General features: G+C 38.0%; 17 protein-coding genes. 13 read left to right on the top strand and 4 right to left on the bottom strand.

All coding sequences use genetic code 11. From position 1 onward, the window contains the following. The first annotated feature begins 38 nt into the window (after nt 1-38). The 3 genes from J2X77_RS14035 (at nt 39) to J2X77_RS14025 (ending at nt 3,143) form a co-directional block, all read left to right on the top strand. On the top strand, nt 39-419 hold the full coding sequence (locus J2X77_RS14035; protein ID WP_310081229.1) for an Rrf2 family transcriptional regulator: 381 nt from the start codon (nt 39-41) through the stop codon (nt 417-419). Between the two features lie 1,274 nt (nt 420-1,693). Beyond that, nucleotides 1,694-2,314: a hypothetical protein gene (locus tag J2X77_RS14030; protein WP_209574553.1), complete on the top strand. Its 621-nt coding sequence runs from the start codon at nt 1,694-1,696 to the stop codon at nt 2,312-2,314. Between the two features lie 322 nt (nt 2,315-2,636). Then, nucleotides 2,637-3,143 carry a GNAT family N-acetyltransferase gene (locus tag J2X77_RS14025; protein WP_209574555.1) on the top strand — a complete coding sequence of 169 codons (507 nt, stop codon included), beginning with the start codon at nt 2,637-2,639 and terminating at the stop codon, nt 3,141-3,143. Between the two features lie 188 nt (nt 3,144-3,331). Here J2X77_RS14025 and J2X77_RS14020 read toward each other — a convergent pair whose 3' ends face one another. After that, nucleotides 3,332-3,757, bottom strand: coding sequence for a cold-shock protein (locus J2X77_RS14020; protein ID WP_209574556.1), 426 nt, complete (start codon nt 3,755-3,757; stop codon nt 3,332-3,334). Between the two features lie 290 nt (nt 3,758-4,047). Here J2X77_RS14020 and J2X77_RS14015 point away from each other — a divergent pair, with 290 nt between their 5' ends. Further along, on the top strand, nt 4,048-4,329 hold the full coding sequence (locus tag J2X77_RS14015; RefSeq protein ID WP_209574557.1) for a GNAT family N-acetyltransferase: 282 nt from the start codon (nt 4,048-4,050) through the stop codon (nt 4,327-4,329). Nucleotides 4,330-4,383: 54 nt separating this feature from the next. Here the strand turns inward: J2X77_RS14015 and leuS are convergent, their stop codons facing one another. Then, entirely contained in the window at nt 4,384-7,167 is a 2,784-nt protein-coding gene (gene leuS, locus J2X77_RS14010; protein ID WP_209574558.1) for a leucine--tRNA ligase, read from the bottom strand. A 217-nt stretch (nt 7,168-7,384) separates the two neighbouring features. Here leuS and J2X77_RS14005 point away from each other — a divergent pair, with 217 nt between their 5' ends. The 5 genes from J2X77_RS14005 to J2X77_RS13985 are packed head-to-tail and all read left to right on the top strand — an operon-like array spanning nt 7,385 to nt 11,086. Beyond that, nucleotides 7,385-8,263: an ABC transporter permease gene (locus J2X77_RS14005; RefSeq protein ID WP_209574560.1), complete on the top strand. Its 879-nt coding sequence runs from the start codon at nt 7,385-7,387 to the stop codon at nt 8,261-8,263. Between the two features lie 4 nt (nt 8,264-8,267). Then, nucleotides 8,268-8,507, top strand: a complete 240-nt coding sequence (locus J2X77_RS14000; RefSeq protein WP_209574562.1) for a DUF3098 domain-containing protein — start codon at nt 8,268-8,270, stop codon at nt 8,505-8,507. Between the two features lie 22 nt (nt 8,508-8,529). Beyond that, the gene (locus J2X77_RS13995) at nt 8,530-9,324 is read left to right on the top strand and encodes an undecaprenyl-diphosphate phosphatase (protein ID WP_209574564.1); all 795 of its coding nucleotides are present in this window, start codon (nt 8,530-8,532) and stop codon (nt 9,322-9,324) included. Nucleotides 9,325-9,333: 9 nt separating this feature from the next. After that, nucleotides 9,334-10,056 carry a tRNA pseudouridine(55) synthase TruB gene (gene truB / locus J2X77_RS13990; RefSeq protein WP_209574566.1) on the top strand — a complete coding sequence of 241 codons (723 nt, stop codon included), beginning with the start codon at nt 9,334-9,336 and terminating at the stop codon, nt 10,054-10,056. 55 nt (nt 10,057-10,111) lie between these two features. Further along, the gene (locus J2X77_RS13985; RefSeq protein WP_209574568.1) at nt 10,112-11,086 is read left to right on the top strand and encodes a bifunctional riboflavin kinase/FAD synthetase; all 975 of its coding nucleotides are present in this window, start codon (nt 10,112-10,114) and stop codon (nt 11,084-11,086) included. Nucleotides 11,087-11,133: 47 nt separating this feature from the next. On the opposite strand, the gene aroQ is transcribed toward J2X77_RS13985, so the two are convergent. Together aroQ and J2X77_RS13975 are read right to left on the bottom strand one after the other, a co-directional pair. Continuing rightward, entirely contained in the window at nt 11,134-11,553 is a 420-nt protein-coding gene (gene aroQ, locus J2X77_RS13980; protein ID WP_209574570.1) for a type II 3-dehydroquinate dehydratase, read from the bottom strand. Between the two features lie 13 nt (nt 11,554-11,566). Beyond that, nucleotides 11,567-13,240 (bottom strand): gliding motility protein RemB, encoded by a 1,674-nt coding sequence (locus J2X77_RS13975; RefSeq protein ID WP_209574573.1) that lies wholly within the window; start codon nt 13,238-13,240, stop codon nt 11,567-11,569. A gap of 196 nt (nt 13,241-13,436) precedes the next feature. Between J2X77_RS13975 and J2X77_RS13970 the strand changes: the two genes are divergently transcribed. From J2X77_RS13970 to J2X77_RS13955, 4 genes are all read left to right on the top strand, one after another. Continuing rightward, entirely contained in the window at nt 13,437-14,852 is a 1,416-nt protein-coding gene (locus J2X77_RS13970) for a glycoside hydrolase family 125 protein (RefSeq protein ID WP_209574575.1), read from the top strand. Nucleotides 14,853-14,905: 53 nt separating this feature from the next. After that, on the top strand, nt 14,906-15,730 hold the full coding sequence (murI, locus tag J2X77_RS13965; RefSeq protein WP_209574577.1) for a glutamate racemase: 825 nt from the start codon (nt 14,906-14,908) through the stop codon (nt 15,728-15,730). Nucleotides 15,731-15,817: 87 nt separating this feature from the next. Next, nucleotides 15,818-16,063, top strand: coding sequence for a hypothetical protein (locus J2X77_RS13960; RefSeq protein WP_209574579.1), 246 nt, complete (start codon nt 15,818-15,820; stop codon nt 16,061-16,063). Nucleotides 16,064-16,222: 159 nt separating this feature from the next. After that, nucleotides 16,223-17,476 carry a PQQ-dependent sugar dehydrogenase gene (locus tag J2X77_RS13955; RefSeq protein ID WP_209574581.1) on the top strand — a complete coding sequence of 418 codons (1,254 nt, stop codon included), beginning with the start codon at nt 16,223-16,225 and terminating at the stop codon, nt 17,474-17,476. Nucleotides 17,477-17,584 lie beyond the last annotated feature (108 nt).

Raw genomic sequence — 17,584 nt, 5'->3', positions numbered from 1 at the left:
TTTTCTTTATCGCTCAAAGCTCTTAAGAGAATAAGCGTGTGGCCCTAAAAGAAATAGCTGAAAACATTCATTCTCCCGAAGCTTTTCTAGGTAAGATATTACAGAATCTAAGCAGAGCGGGTATTATTCGCTCCATGAAACGGCCTGGTGGTGGATTCTACCTCGACCAGGGAGATATGTCTACGCCACTGTCTGAAGTCGTTAAAGCCATCGACGGTGAAAGCCTGTTTGTCGGCTGCGGCATGGGGCTTGAATTTTGTTCCGAACAGTATCCTTTCCCCCTACACCACGAGTTCAAGACCATACGCAATAACCTTTCGGAAATGCTTCAAAAAACGACCGTTGGCCAATTCAATGATGAGCTTATTAACGGAAAAATTCTATTGACTAAAATGCATATCCATCCGAATAAAACTTAATTATCAGGCTAAAGATTAAGATTGCAAACATGTCCGCAGATTAATTGTCATGTCCAAATGTCCTTATTTTAAACACCAACCATCCATATACATAAACCACATAATAACACTGAAAATAAGATCTATATATAAAAAAAAAGATAGAAAAAATCGCATCTATAGCACCCAACTTCAATCGATACGATAGTTTTATATACCGATAAATTCCGTAAAGCATAAGCAACAGTCATGATATCGAAATCGGTAGGACAATGAAGTACTGTCCCAATATAACCGATTGAGAATAACACACATGATAGTTAAAAGCACTATAAACGAGGAAAATGATTATATTTTCTAAGAGCTTATAATGCTATGAGTACCCCCTTCTTTCATCTTTCCTTTGGATTAAATGGTAAAAAAAGAAGACTATTTACTGACTATAAGGGCGATTTTGCATAATATAGCACATGGTCATACAAATACTACATATAATAATTATTAAAATCTGAAAAACAATAGTTTTAAGATTTTAAATAAACAAAAAAATTAGCAATAAAAATGACTTTAAGGGCTTATTTAATACGGTGAAAAGGGCGGATAAAATTTTATCCACCCTTTTCACCGTATTAAATAGCATCGGTTTGGAGCGATCGCCTACCCCATGCCTCTCTAGACTTGTCCATGCTACATTGATGTAAATCGACATAGACCGAATGGATCATGGTAATGTAGCAACTTTCAATTTAGCAGTTATTTGATGCGATCTAACTCAATAAATAGGAATTAAGGTAACTCTTTGTATAGAAGGGTTAGAAAATAGCTACAAAGCCTCTAAATGCTGCCGTAAAGGAAACAAGATTTAAATAATAGAAATCTTGCATATTTTAGTGCATAGTCGATTCAACTAAAAGCAGCGAAGCCAATACTGCTCTAAGATATAGCCTATAAAGGTGTTTTTAGTCGATTTAAAACACTTTCCTTCACGTAGCAAGACCGATATATCGTTTATAAAAAAGAAAACATACACGCGCTAAAAATAACTTAATCGCGTGATTACTGCCGCACCGAGAAAAATTTAAAAATAAGATGCTTCACATTAGTAAATAATAAGTCTAACAAAAAGAAAACAACAGAAAGGAGAATTAATTAAAACATAAAAGGATATAATACAATTAAATAAATAACTAAATATAAAGCTACACATCATATAAAACCAGTTTTTAAATTGCTAAAATTCAACTTTCACGGAAGAACACAAACCCTTTTACTATATTTAAATTTTTCAAAACTTCATGAGCAACGAATCTTCAGCATTGAAATTTTTCTTAATAACAGAGCTTAAGAAGGTCAGAAAGACCCGCAATGTAATCGTCGGAATTTTCCTCACCATGTTCGCACTTTGCTACGGCTTTTTCCTGTCCGCCTTTTTCCAGCATTGGTTAGGCAGTGAAGATCGGCTTACATTTTTCTATAAATCACTCCCTACCCTATCGTTTCTTTTCATTTATTTAGGTTTTGTATTTGGACTTTTAAGCTGGGTAGTTTATAGGAAGAACCAAAAATTTATTCGGGCATTACAACACCTAAACATCGATGACCTTACTATCTACGAGCAATACACCAAACGATTGACCCGCATCTTTTCAGCGATAGCACCTTATGTTTTTTTTAAAAATGAGCTTCTGTTCTTCCCGCTGATCGGAAATAAACGTATTGAAATTAATCAGATCCATCGCATTGAAACGAAAATCATACGCAATTACCGGGGCCCTAATAGCTATCGCGTCTATTTCTACAATGAATTCAACAAAATCCACCAAGTTACCATGAATCAAAAAGGGGCATTTGACTTCTTACAAGAGCAACTTCGTAAGAAAAATCCAAATCTGGTTGTCGTTGCTCTGAATGATTAAATACAGGAAAGCTCAGGAATTGTTTCGGGAAAACAACAGGAAAGGTCAACGCTGCCTTCGATAAAATTTTAGACCAATAGCAAAATGCGCTAACCGAAGGCGATCAATCTTTCGCCCACTAGTAAAAAAGCTAGTCTGGAATATAGGCTATATAACGACCTGATTCAGCAACTTCTTTGATTACCTGATTGCGCTCCTCAAGAAAGCTTCGCATATAACGTGTTTAAAAGATTCGTAAAATTAGGGGTTATTTTTGGAATTGGTTGCCAAAATTGTCTAAATTGGATCTGCGCTATCCGAATGGCTACAAAAAACAACAATCATGGTAACACTCCTTCAATTCGAAAAGTCAGATTTCCCACTATTTAAATCGTGGATTGGATCAGCAAGGGAACTATTGCAGTTTGCAGGACCTTATTTTTCTTTTCCGCTTACCGACCAGCAACTTGAAAAATACATTACAGATCCAAAGCGACAAATCTTTAAAATAGCTGATACAGCAACTAAAGAAATTATTGGTCATTGTGAATTAAACTTCGAGCGGAATACCCCGAGACTTTGCCGTATTTTAATTGCAAAAAGCTCCGAACGGAATAGAGGCTATGGCAAAAGCACTGTAAATGCACTCCTTAGACTACTTTTTATAGAGGGTAACTATGACACAGCTGATCTGAATGTCTATGAATGGAATTCCAATGCGATTCGATGCTATGAAGGAGTAGGTTTTCGGACCAACGAAAACATTAGTTCGGAACTATCCATTGAGGGTGAAACCTGGAAAACCCTCAACATGCAGATTAGAAAATCTGAATGGAAAACTAATCGGTAACATTAAAGCTGCGCAAAAAGTAAATCATGTAACCGTGCCATAAATCATATTAGGAGGATTGGTCTGTTTCCTACGCACAGTATTTAAACATGCAAAAAAAAACCTTTGTTTGACTTCAACAACTTTGACATCAAACAAAGGGCCTTACTATCATAAACACCTGAAATTTCCAGTGTTTTTTCTTCTTGCTAGTATTCGATCAAGACTTCAGTCACTTGCGCGCCTTGCTTAGCACTCTTAAATTTAAACTTCACTTTCTGATTCAAATTCAATTTCTGCCCGACCAGGCGGTCGTTGAAATAAACAGATTGCTGGGTTTCGTTGTCTCTGATGAATCCATAGTTGGAATCGTTGTTATAGTGGACAACTTTTCCAAAGGAATACTCATCATGATGATTGGAGACCATACTTGGACTCTCACCTTCTTTCAATTTTATTGCAGGCCTGTCTGAGATATTCCCGTGTTCATCAACATAAGCAAACAATTCTTCCAAAGATTTTCCCTTGTCATTGTTTGTTTTATTGAATTCCTTCTTCTCATTTTTTTGCTGTTTCTTGAGTAATTTCTTTTTTTCTCGTTCTTTTTTGTTAAATGTGATTTGGCTTTTGCTCATTCAATATGGATTAAAGTAAATGTTCCCGAGGAGGTTTCGGACCTTTAGAGCTTCGTTGAAAAGATAAAAATGCGATGTGTTCTAAGGAGATAATTGCAAATATACGAAAAATTCTTTAAAAAAATACATATTGACTATCCATATTCGCTTTGCTGGTCCTCGATACCAAGTGCTTCGCTTTAATCAAGGAAACCTGGTAACGTAGTGGAAAACAAACATAACAGTGAGCAAAAAATTAAAAATTACGTAAAACAAAACGCCCTTTAAGACGTTATTTTTTAAAAAAAATTATGGAAATAAGAAACATCGAGACAGACGACAGAGGCAATTTCGTTGCGGAGGTTGAAAATAGTGAAGCCGGAATTTTAGAATACACGTGGCAAAATGATCATGAATTTTCGATCGACCACACCGAAGTGTACGAAGAGTATAGAGGAATGAGTGTAGGCAAAAAATTAGTGCTGGAGGCAGTTGACTACGCACGAAAGAACGATGCGAAAATTGTTCCCAATTGCCCATATGCGAAAGCTATCTTTGAAAAGACAATAGCGTTTCAAGATGTATTAGCATAAAAAAGCCGTTTTATCGAATGGATAAAACGGCTTTTTGTTAGGAAGTGAATCTGTTTAGACCACAATATTGATTATTTTCCCTTTAACAAAAATAATCTTTTTTATGGCTTTGCCATCTAAATGACGTTGTACATCGGCATGTGCTCTGATGATATCTTCGATCGCCTTTTGATCTAGATCGAGTGTTAACGATAGATTGAATTTCATCTTCCCATTGAAGGATACCGGATACGCAAATTCTGATTCGACTAAATATTCTGGTCTAAATATAGGGTAAGAAGCGGAAGAAAGTGTGCCAGCTTCATTTCCTAATAGCGTCCACAGCTCTTCCGTAATATGCGGTGCATACGGTTGGAGCGTGATAATTAACTGTTCCAGTATCTGTCGCTTATTGCATTTTAAATCTGTTAAGTCATTCACGCAGATCATGAAAGCTGAAACTGAAGTATTGAAAGAAAAACGCTCAATATCATCTTCTACCTTTTTAATAATTTTATGTAAGGCTTTAAATTCTGCTTTAGAAGGCTCTTCGTCGGAAACATTGAAATTGCCCTCGGCGTCATGAAACAGACGCCACACTTTACGTAAAAACTTATAAACGCCCTCTATACCGTTAGTATTCCAAGGCTTAGCTTGCTCCAAAGGCCCCAAAAACATTTCGTACAGACGCAGTGTGTCCGCTCCATATGATTCGATAATATCATCTGGATTGACTACATTGAATTTGGACTTCGACATTTTTTCCACTTCGCTACCGCAGATATATTTACCATTCTCCAATACAAATTCAGCATTTGAAAAATCAGGTCTGAAGTTTTTGAATTTTTCCAAATCCAACACATCATTTTGGACAATATTTACGTCAACATGTAACGGTATCGTTTTATATTCATCTCTCAACCCGTAAGACACAAATTGATTTGTACCTCTCCCGTCCTCATCTAGCACACGATATACAAAATTGGACCGCCCCTGAATCATTCCTTGATTAATCAATTTACGGAATGGCTCTTCTTCGTTCTGGTAGCCCAAATCTTTTAAGAATTTATTCCAAAAGCGCGAATACAGCAGGTGCCCGGTAGCATGCTCCGAACCACCGATATATAAATCTACGGCTTTCCAATAGTCTACCGCTTCTTTTGACACAAAGTCACCGTCGTTTTTCGGATCCATATATCTAAACCAATACCACGAAGAGCCTGCCCATCCGGGCATTGTACTCAATTCATACTCATATTGATCTTCATATTTCCAACCTTTTGCCCTTGCTAAAGGGGGCTCGCCTGATTCCGTTGGCAAATATTTATCAACTTCGGGCAATAATAGGGGCAATTCTTCCTCTTTAATTAAATAAGGCAATCCATTTTTAAAGTATACAGGCACGGGTTCGCCCCAATAGCGCTGACGTCCAAAAATGGCATCGCGCATACGGAAGTTTATTTTCGCCTTACCCAATTTAATCGCCTCCAACTTCGCAATTAAAGCAGGTACAGCTTCTTGATAAGTCATACCATTGATAAAATCGGAATTAATATATCTTCCATCCTTATTAGGATCAGCTTCTTCTTCAATATTTTGGGTATCTGAAATAGGAATAATAGGAAGGTCGAAGTGTTTAGCGAATACATAATCCCGTTGATCGCCACTAGGTACAGCCATAACAGCACCTGTTCCATAACCGGCTAATACATAATCTGCGATCCAAATCTGTACGTCTTGTCCCGAAAGTGGGTGCTTGGCATACGAACCTGTAAAAGCTCCTGAAACTGTTTTCGTATCAGCCATACGATCCAATTCAGATTTTTTGGAAGTTTTCTCGATATAGGTATTTACTTCCGATTGTTGCTGTGGGGTAGTCAATGCTGGTACCAATTCGTGCTCTGGAGCTAAAACGACAAATGAAACACCAAAAATTGTATCTACACGCGTCGTAAAAACTTCGATGACCGTATCTAATTGTGGTACGGGGAATTTCACGGAAGCGCCCACCGATTTTCCGATCCAGTTACGTTGCATTTCTACCAAAGGTTCGGGCCAATCAACCGTATCCAATCCTCTTAGTAGGCGATCGGCATAAGCCGTGATACGCATAGACCATTGCATCATTTTCTTTTGCTCGACGGGAAATCCTCCACGCTCAGAAACCCCATTGATTACCTCGTCATTCGCTAATACTGTGCCCAGCGCAGCACACCAATTTACTGTACTTTCACGTAAATAAGCAATCCGGTACTTCAGCAATTCACGTTGTTGTTTTTCTTCATCAAAAGATTTCCAATCTTCGGCGCTAAATTCCAAAACGTCTTCATCAGCTACTGCTGCAATAGCAGCAGAGCCATTTTTAGCAAACCTTGCAACCAACGTTTCGATCGGTTCGGCTTTATCTGATTCTTTATTATACCAAGAATCAAACAATCTCATAAAAATCCACTGCGTCCATTTGTAATAGGAAGGATCTGAAGTACGTACTTCGCGGCTCCAATCATAAGAGAATCCAATGTTATCCATCTGTTCCCGATAACGATTGATATTGACTTCGGTCGTTACGGCAGGATGCTGGCCAGTTTGAATCGCATATTGCTCCGCAGGAAGACCAAAAGAATCATAGCCCATCGGATGCAATACATTAAAACCTTTTAAACGTTTATATCTTGAAAAGATATCCGAAGCAATATAGCCCAGCGGATGACCAACGTGCAACCCCGCTCCGGAAGGATAAGGAAACATATCCAATACATAGTATTTTGGCTTTTGTTGCGTATCAGACGTTTTGTACGTTTGATGATCCGCCCAAAATTTTTGCCACTTTTTCTCTAATGATTTGTGATTATACTCCATTTTTATTCTTAAGGAATTTTTATGACTGGCGAAATTACGATTTAATACTGAAATGTGATAAAAGTTTTGTAGTTTGAACAATAAATTATAGTATTGAAAAGTTAATTAAACATAGATAGAAAACGGGGTTCGGATTGATTTTTATCAAAGTAATTATAAGATTAATTCGAAATCTTCCACTCAAATAGTTACTTTCGCAAATAAATTTTCGCTTATTATGTCAGAATACGAATTAAGCACACAAAAAAGAAAAACAAAATCTGTATATGTATCTACGGTTATCAGCATCGCTCTGGTGTTATTGGTAACAGGTATGTTGGGATTACTCTTGGTGCATGCTAAAAATCTTTCGAAATACGTTAAGGAAAATATTGTCTTAAATGTCATCGTGAATGATGGCACGAGCGAAGGTGATGTTCTTTCATTGCAAAAAGACCTCGAAAAAGATAACTATGTGCTCCGTACCGAATATATTAGTAAAGAGTTAGCGGCAAAAAATCTAAAGGAAGACCTTGGCGAAGATTTTGTACAGTATCTGGGGCATAACCCTCTTTTACCTTCCTTGGATGTTTATATGAAAGAGAATTATGCCAATACAGATAGTATTAAAACTTTTATTGAGAAGATCTCTAAAAATAATAAAATTAAAGAAGTGGTTTATCAGGAGTCTCTGATTGACATGGTGAACAAAAATGTTCGGATCATAGGGATGATTGTACTTGCATTTGCTGTTATCCTGCTAATTATCGCCGTAGCTTTAATTAACAACACGATACGTCTTGCTATATACTCGCAACGTTTCTTAATTAAAAGTATGCAGCTCATCGGAGCTACTAAAAACTTTATCCGTAAACCATTTATAACTTATGGTATTATTCATGGTTTACTCGGTTCCTTGATCGCGATTCTACTGCTTATTTTAACCTTGAAGTTTGCGCAACAGCAGATACCCGAACTGGTATTTTTACGCAACTGGTTTGAATTTGCTGTAATATTTTTAGGAGTAATCCTGATTGGGATTCTCATCTCGGGACTTAGCACTTATTTCGCTGTAACAAAGTACTTAAAGGCACAATCTAACGATTTATACAGATAAAAAAATGGCTCAAATAAAGAAATCTACCGAATCAGTCAATAAAGGTTCGTTTGTATTCTCCAAAATAAATTACCAACTGTTTATAGCTAGCGTATTGGTTGTAATCATTGGCTTTACATTGATGTCCGGTGAAACCGATATCTATAGCTTTACCAAGATTACTTTGGCACCGATTGTTGTTGTTCTCGGTTTTGCAATAGGCTTTGCAGCAATTTTATACCGTCCCAAAAACAAATCCAATTAAAGCATAATCTTAATTCTAACAGATGTCTATTATTGAAGCTATCATCCTTGCTATCATTGAAGGATTAACGGAGTTTTTGCCTGTGTCTTCGACAGGTCATATGATCATAGCCACTGCCTTAATGGGTATCCAACCCTCGGCATTTGTCAAGTTATTTACGATTGTCATCCAGATGGGAACGATATTGTCCGTTCTGGTATTATACTACAAACGTTTTTTTAAATCGCTCTCATTTTACTATAAATTGATCATTGCGGCTATTCCAGCATCAGTGTTGGGCTTGCTCTTCAACGATTATATTGACGCCCTATTGGAAAGTCCTCTAATGGTCGCGGTCATGTTGGTTGTGGGCGGCGTAGTGTTACTTTTTGTCGACAGGTGGTTTAACAAGCCAACCGTAGAAGATTCCGACAAAGTTTCGTACAAACAAGCTTTTATGATTGGTGTATATCAATGCCTTGCGTTAATCCCTGGTACGTCAAGATCTGCTAGTACAATTATCGGTGGTATGACCCAAAAACTGACACGTAAAGCTGCTGCAGAATTTTCCTTCTTCCTTGCCTTGCCGATGATGTTTGGTGCTTCTGCTGTAAAGCTGCTAAAGTTCTTTAAAGAAGGGAACACCTTTAATGGCGAAGAGCTTAATTTGCTTATTATAGGCAATCTAATTGGTTTCGTTGTCGCAATCGTTGCGATTAAATCTTTTATCGGCTTCTTGACTAAATACGGTTTTAAAGCATTTGGATGGTATCGAATAATCGTCGGTGTTATTATTCTTGCCCTCCTACTTTCGGGTCATAGTTTACAAATTATTTAAAATCTTTTGATGGAAAATATAGAGGTTAGTGAAAACTCAGCGAAGTTTCATTTTGCTGAAGGAGAAATGTTGTTGATTGATAAACCTTTAACTTGGACTAGTTTTGATGTGGTTGGTAAAATCAGAAACTCCATCAAGCCGTTAAAATTAAAAGTCGGTCACGCAGGAACTTTAGATCCGCTTGCGACCGGTTTACTTATCGTCTGCACAGGCAAATTCACAAAGAAAATAGATAGTTACCAAGCCGAAGACAAAGAATATACTGGAACCATTACTTTGGGTGCCACAACGCCTTCCTATGATCTGGAAACAGAAATTAACGAAACATTTCCTATCGATCATATTACAGATGACATGATACTGCAAGCTGCGAAAGCATTTGAAGGCGAAATTCAACAATTTCCGCCTGCTCATTCGGCTATTAAAATCAATGGCGAACGTGTCTATGAGAAGGCACGCCGTGGCGAAGAGGTTGAAATAAAATCCCGTCAAGTTCGAATCAATAGCTTTCTTGTTGAAAAGATCGAGCTCCCCAACGTTTATTTTCGCATATCCTGTTCAAAGGGAACATACATTAGATCTCTGGCCTATGACTTCGGAAAATCCTTACAGAGTGGATCACATCTAAGTTCTTTGAGGCGCACCAAAAGTGGGGATTATTCAGTAGAAAATGCCTGGAATTTAGAAAAACTTATCGCGGAAATAAAACGTCATAAAGAGATCATTAAATAACTTTACCAACCCGTTTTATTGATTCTTTATCTTATTTTTGCAAAAACTCCTATAAATGAAAATCTACAGAAGTTTAGATGATTTCTCACCTATTGAAAATGCAGTTGTAACCATCGGCACTTTTGACGGTGTTCATATTGGCCACCAAAAAATATTGGCCCACTTAAAGGAAGCTGCTCATAAAATCAATGGGGAGACAATTTTGCTTACTTTTTTTCCACACCCTCGGTTGATTATCAATCCAGATGATGATAGCTTACGCTTAATCAACGATATCGAAGAAAAGGTCAGTCAGTTGAGTAAAGTTGGCATTGACCATTTGATTATCATTCCCTTTTCCCGTGATTTTTCCAATCAAACTCCAGAAGAATATATTAGTAATGTTCTTGTAGGAAAACTCGGCACCAAAAAAATTGTGATAGGCTACGATCACCATTTCGGAAAGGATCGAAAGGGTAGTATGGGTGATTTAGAACAGTTTGCCTCCATATTTGATTACAGTGTCGACGAAATCCCCGAGCAGGATATCAATGATATTGCCGTATCCTCAACACGGGTGCGCGAAGCACTTATAAAGGGTGACATAAAAACGGCAAATCTATATTTGGGTTATCCTTTTGAATTGACAGGCACTGTGATTAGAGGCGATCAAATCGGACGTACGATCGGATTTCCTACGGCAAACTTACAGGTTCACGAACCGCATAAACTTATACCAGCCTATGGTATATATGCAGTTGAGGTACATATCTACAATCACATCCAAAACATTACTACTGGTGAATACAAGGAAGAAAGCCCTGTTTCAATTGCCAAAGGTATGGGTTATATAGGAACTAGACCCACCGTGGATGGCATGAACCGAGCTATCGAAATCAGCCTATTTGATTTCGATCAGGATATTTACGGTAAAACACTGCGCGTAAAATTCCTTCACTTTATCCGTCATGACGAACGTTTCGACTCGTTAGAAGCAATGAAAGAGCAGATCAGAGCGGACGAAGCCCAAATTAGAAGTCTTATTGGTTAGAGCAGCGTCTTGATTATCAAATAGAAAAGCGGGAAATTCCCGCTTTTCTATTTGATAAGAGCTTCGATGCCTAATCGATAGCTGTCTAAACCAAAACCACAAATTACGCCTTTACAGTTCTTCGCTAAAAACGAGTGATGGCGGAATTCTTCTCTTTGGTGGACATTACTGATATGGACCTCTATAACAGGTGTCGTAATAGCTGCAATCGCATCACCAATCGCAACGGAAGTATGTGTATACGCTCCGGCATTCAATACAATTCCATCAAACTCGAAACCAACCTCGTGGATCTTATCGATTAGGCCTCCTTCTGAGTTGCTTTGAAAATAGTGTAGTTGCAAACTTTCAAACTGCTGTTTAAGCTCCTCAAAATAGCTAAGGAAATCCTGGCTACCATAGATTGATTTTTCTCTTACACCCAATAAATTCAAATTTGGGCCATTCAGTATAAGGATTTTTTTCATCGGAATATCATTGTTATAAATCATTATAAATTGCCCTGAAACTTGAGCGAAGGCCGAATGAGATCACGCCAGATTTATTGACGATAGGCGTTTCGTATTTCGCTTTTGCATAACGTTGGGTGTATCCGAGTTCTAGACGAAGATTATACTTTGGATTAAGTACATAGGCTGCCTTCGCGTCTGCATAATAGATATTATTCTTTATACCTTGTGCAATATGATTGCCATATAAGTTTGGTATTGTATTATAAGACTGAAAGATGTTTCCCCCCATATTACTTCCGTCGGGTAGATCCAGCCCATTTTGAGTAAAAATTCCCTGCAATGAAAAGTCCCATCTGTCCCATGCGTAATTAACCAGTCCAACAAGTTCTCTAAAGTTTGCCCCTTTTGGATGCGCCAATGGCTCGGCGTTGTTACTATAGTTTGAATACGATTTAAAGTGCGCGTAGGTATATGGTCTAGCCGTATTGTATTCGGCTAGAAAGTTTAAATTCTTTACGCCAAACATATCATACCCTCTTACGCCAAGCTGTGCACCCCATTTATTATGTGCGTATCCATTTCCTGCAAAAAATTCTTTCGCCGTAAACTCTCCTAACAGGAACTGGCCATATGCTGTCAATCGATATGGAAGCTTATATTTGGAAGTTAAGCCCAAAAACATTTTATCCGGCGAAGTCGTATTATTACTTTCGACAGGACGAATAAAGATAACCGGACTCAGATAACTAAAATCAAAACCTCTTCTTCCTCCTTCATCCTGCGCGGCCCAAACAACGGATTGGAAAAAACCTACAGATAATTTATTGGTTACATTCCAATCCAAATATTGAAAGGCCCCCCATTTCTTTCCATCTCCCAAGCGGGTGTTATTTTGCCCCTCCATAGGATATGTGCCCGTTAAATCTTGTCTAGGGTGTGTCGGATCGTTCATATAGGCCCAAATTGAAGTGTATTGAACATTTCCTATTGTTCCGGTCAATTTAAGATGGGCATAGTTCGAAGAAAAGTCGGACAAAAGCATCGAGCGATAACCATCTCCAATAAAGTTTTTGTCGTAAGCCAAAGTGGCCTGGATATATTTATGTGCATCATAAGTCATGCTCGCTGTCGCATACATCCAGTCCATTTTATTTTTAGACTGAAATTTCGTATTTCCTTGGCCAGGAACAACTTTATTCGCAACAATGTAGTCATCCAGATACTTAGGAAAAACTGCCTGGCTTTCAAATGCTGACGTATTGAAAGTAAATTTGTTCCCAACACTTAAACCCACCTGAAATCCTCTACTATTCATCCAAGTACGCCGTTTATCTCCTAGCATATCTTTTCCAATATAAAGATCTGGTAAAAAATCAGCATAGAATGTATAATCGTCCTTCTCGACTTGGACAAGATGTTCATTAAAAATCTTGCGCATAAACCAGTTGGACGAAGACACGGGTTTGTTGGATTGAATTGAATCAAACTTGGCTAACAATAAAGAGTCTTTAATGACGAAGGGTTTAGCGGAAGTATGGATCCTGGTTTCCGTAGAATAAACTGCATCGTTCATTTTCTGATAAAAATGATACGAATAAGGCTGGCTCTTAATTTGGGCAACAGCTCCTAAGGAAACGCCTACTCCAATGCTTGCCAACGTCAATCGAAGTAAATTATTGTTTTTTGTTATATTAAGCCTCATAAAATTTTTTAAAAGATTGTTTTTTATAGCAAAATGCATTCCTAAACGCAAATTAACCGAATAAAAATGACTTAATTCACATCTTTGGTCAATTTTAAAATGCTAAATCGTATTTGCTATTCCTTTTATTCAAAAATATTTATATCTTGCATGTTATTAAATAACCTTATATCATAAATAAACAGTCCTAATAAGCATGAAGCGCAGAACATTTATCCAAAACGCAAGCCTGTTAACCGCGGGTGCACTTACCAGCAAATTTTCATTTGCTCAAGAACATTCTTTTCCTACAGTGCGTACCGTCAAAGAGAAGAGGCTTTTTTCGAGTAAAGTAATAGAGGATGCTATTGTAGAATTTCAGAAAAATGTTAAAAATAAGGAGCTGTCGTGGTTATTTAATAACTGTTTTCCCAATACCCTTGACACCACAGTTTTCCCCTATGTCCAAAACGGAAGAAACTACACGTACGTTATTACAGGAGATATAGACGCCATGTGGTTACGTGATAGCAGTGCGCAAGTATGGCCCTATCTTCCCTTTATGAAAAAGGATAAAAAACTACAGGATCTGATTGTTGGACTAATCCAAAAGCAGAGTAAATGCATCAATATTGACCCCTACGCCAATGCATTTTATAATGATCCAACCAAAAAGGGCGAATGGTTTAGCGATCATACCGACATGAAACCTGGGATTCATGAACGGAAATGGGAAATCGATTCGTTGTGTTATCCAATTCGATTAGCCTATCATTACTGGAAAGAAACCAAAGACAGTAGTCCATTTAATGAGGAATGGCTGGACGCCCAACATAAAATATATCAAACTTTCGTTGAGCAACAACGAAATGACAGTCTCGGTCCTTATAAATTTGAGCGCACTACTTCAAGAGGATCAGATACGTTGCAGGTTGATGGTTATGGGTATCCTGTGAATCCAGTTGGATTGATCTGTTCTAGTTTTCGACCTTCAGACGATTCTACCATTTTCTCCTTTTTGATTCCCTCCAATTTGTTTGCAATTGTGAGTCTTAGGCAATCTGCAGAGATATTGAAAAAAGTCAAAAATGAACAGGCACTCGCCGATAAAATGGAAGCACTTGCAAACGAGGTAGAAGCAGCAGTAAATAAGTACGGTATCATCGATCACCCAACACTAGGTCGTATATATGCCTTCGAAGTGGACGGGTTTTCGAGTCATCTGATGATGGATGATGCCAATATCCCCAGCTTACTGGCCTTACCGTACTTAGGAGCTGTCGATATTAATAATGAAGTTTATCAACGTACCCGTAACTTTGTGCTGTCCGATAAAAATCCATTCTTTTTCAAAGGAACCGCAGCAGAAGGAATTGGTGGTCCTCACATAGGCAGAGATATGATCTGGCCGATGTCCATTATCATGCGGGCACAGACTTCGACAAATGATGAGGAGATTCGTAACTGTATTAAGACTTTGGTAAATACTCATGGTGGAACCGGCTTTATGCATGAATCTTTTCATAAAGACGATCCGAAAAAGTTCACAAGACATTGGTTTGCTTGGACGAATACATTATTTGGCGAATTAATTTGGAAAATATATAAAGAGAAACCATCTTTGCTTCAATAAATCTGAATCTTGTAACGTACTGTTATAAGTGAAAGAACTTATAACAGTACGTTATGAATAATTTAAAAGCTCCCGGTCCTATTGGCATTTTTGATTCTGGTTATGGCGGTCTCACCGTTTTCAAAGAAATTCAACACCTTTTGCCTCAATACGATTATATCTATTTAGGTGATAATGCCCGTGTTCCCTATGGTACACGCTCGTTTGAGACTGTTTATAATTACACCAAACAATGTGTTTTTAAACTATTCGACCTGGGATGTAACCTTGTTATACTGGCATGTAATACAGCTTCAGCTAAAGCATTAAGAACCATTCAACAAAACGATCTTCCCGTGGGAAAGAAAGTACTTGGAGTAATTAGACCCACTACCGAAATGGTTCATAATTTTACCAAAACCAATAAAATTGGTATTTTAGCCACTACAGGGACCGTAAAATCAGAATCCTATAAAATAGAAATTCACAAATTTAACCCTGAAATTGAGGTTTTTCAGCACGACTGCCCTTTTTGGGTGCCACTAGTGGAGAACAACGAAATTAATACCGAAGGCGCCCATTATTTTGTCGAAAAGGATATACGGGAACTTTTACATCAATCGGCTCAGATTGATACCATAGTGCTTGCTTGCACGCACTACCCGCTATTATTGCCTGTAATCAAGAAATATGTACCAAACCATATACAGATCATCTCTCAAGGCCCTATTGTCGCGGCTAGCTTAAAAGACTATCTTAATAGACATAAAGAAATTGAGACGATTTGTTCCCAAAAGGAACAATTGGCATTTTATACGACCGATGATCCGCTAGATTTTGAAAGCAAAGCAAAGATATTTTTTGGACAGTCAATAGATGCCAGCCATATCACCGTTTGATAAAATAGGAGGCAATAATTTTTAAATTGAAAAATTTCTAAAACTTTTACTTCGCAATTTTCGTTATTCTGTTAAAAGGTGGATAACATGAAAAAGAACTTTATAACCATTGCATATAATCAGGAAACACAGCATTGCGAATCTAAAGAGTTTTCAAGTATTCAGGAAAGTGCGGAGTATTTTAAAACGTTGGAAACCTCTGCAGAACCCAACTACCTTCCTGTATGTACATATAATTTAAACACCAATACGATTCTGGATATAAGTGATTATTACATCAACAAGGATAGTGAACTACAGCAGATCGTAAACAGTTGCCTTTCGGGAAAATAGTGTCTTGACGAGTTGTAATCATCTGTTAAAGGATCGATCTATCTGTCTTCATTGGGATAGGCTGTAATCCTATTTATAATATTACATTCCCGTAAAATAATATTTCGTTAATTTTTAATATCTTCAAATCGATAATCAAACCAAAACAACTTACAGATAATGAAAACCAAATTGACTATAAGCCTTTTAACAGTATCATTAGGATTGACGGCATGCCATTCAAGCCCTGCCAATTCGACTTCAGGTTCGGATAGTAGTGCGAATGCTCCGATGGATACAACAAGCTATCCTGCTGTAGAAACCCAAAAGGCAAACACAAATTATAAACCGGCATTTGCAGGACAAACTAGAATTCAGGGTGCAAAAACCACCACACCTTATAACGGTAAAGTGATTGCAGAGGGATTAAAATCACCTTGGGGCATCACCGCAATGCCTGATGGCCGATTATTGATATCAGAGAAAGAGGGCGATTTCCGAATTGCAACAGCAGAAGGGAAATTAAGTGAACCAATTAAGGGCTTACCTCAGGTCAATAGCAGCGGGCAAGGAGGACTTTTGGGAGTACGACTTGACCCAAATTTCGAGTCAAACCGTATGGTATATTGGGTTTTTTCCGATAATACAGCCGCCGGAACATTAACTGCTGTTGCAAAGGGAAAACTATCTGCCGATGAAAAATCCATAGAAGGTGCTAAGGTGATCTATCAAGCCACTCCTGCTCATAAAGGCAACTTGCATTATGGCGGACGCATTATATTTGACAAACATGGAAATATTATTGTCAGCACAGGCGAGAGGTCTGATTTGGTTACAAGACCTCTGGCGCAGGATTTAAATGCAGCATTAGGAAAGATTTTACGTATTACCACCGATGGAAAACCTGCCCAAGGGAACCCATTTTTGGGCAAATCGAATGCACGCCCTGAAATTCTCAGCTATGGGCATCGCAACCCTCAGGGACTCGCCTTACATCCGGAAACTGGCGATCTTTGGGAAACCGAATTTGGCCCACGTGGAGGTGATGAATTGAATAGAATTGGATCTGGTAAGAATTATGGCTGGCCAACGATTACGTATGGCATAGAATATAAAGGGGATAAAGTTGGTGAGGGTATACAGCAAAAAGATGGATTAGAACAACCCGTTTATTACTGGGATCCTGTCCTCTCTCCGAGTGGAATTACTTTCTATACTGGGCAAAACATTCCAGAATGGAAGAATAATCTCTTCATTTGCGGACTAAGCAGCATGCATATTGCTAGAATTATACTAAAGGATAACAAGGTGGTTGGAGAAGAGCGTCTATTAGGTAATGAAGGACAGCGATTTAGAGATATTACTCAGGGTCAAGATGGTGCTTTGTATGCTATAACAGACCTCGGAAAATTATATAAAATTGATAAAAAATAAATGAATTGATCTAGAGCAGCCCTTTCCCACGGGGCTGCTTTTTTCAATTAGACTTAAATTATATTCACAAATAGCCGCAGTAGAGAGGTAGTTATTTAGCCAAAAATG

It is taken from the genome of Sphingobacterium sp. 2149 (assembly GCF_031455655.1).
Lineage (GTDB): Bacteria > Bacteroidota > Bacteroidia > Sphingobacteriales > Sphingobacteriaceae > Sphingobacterium.
This window is presented reverse-complemented; position numbering and strand designations above follow the sequence as displayed.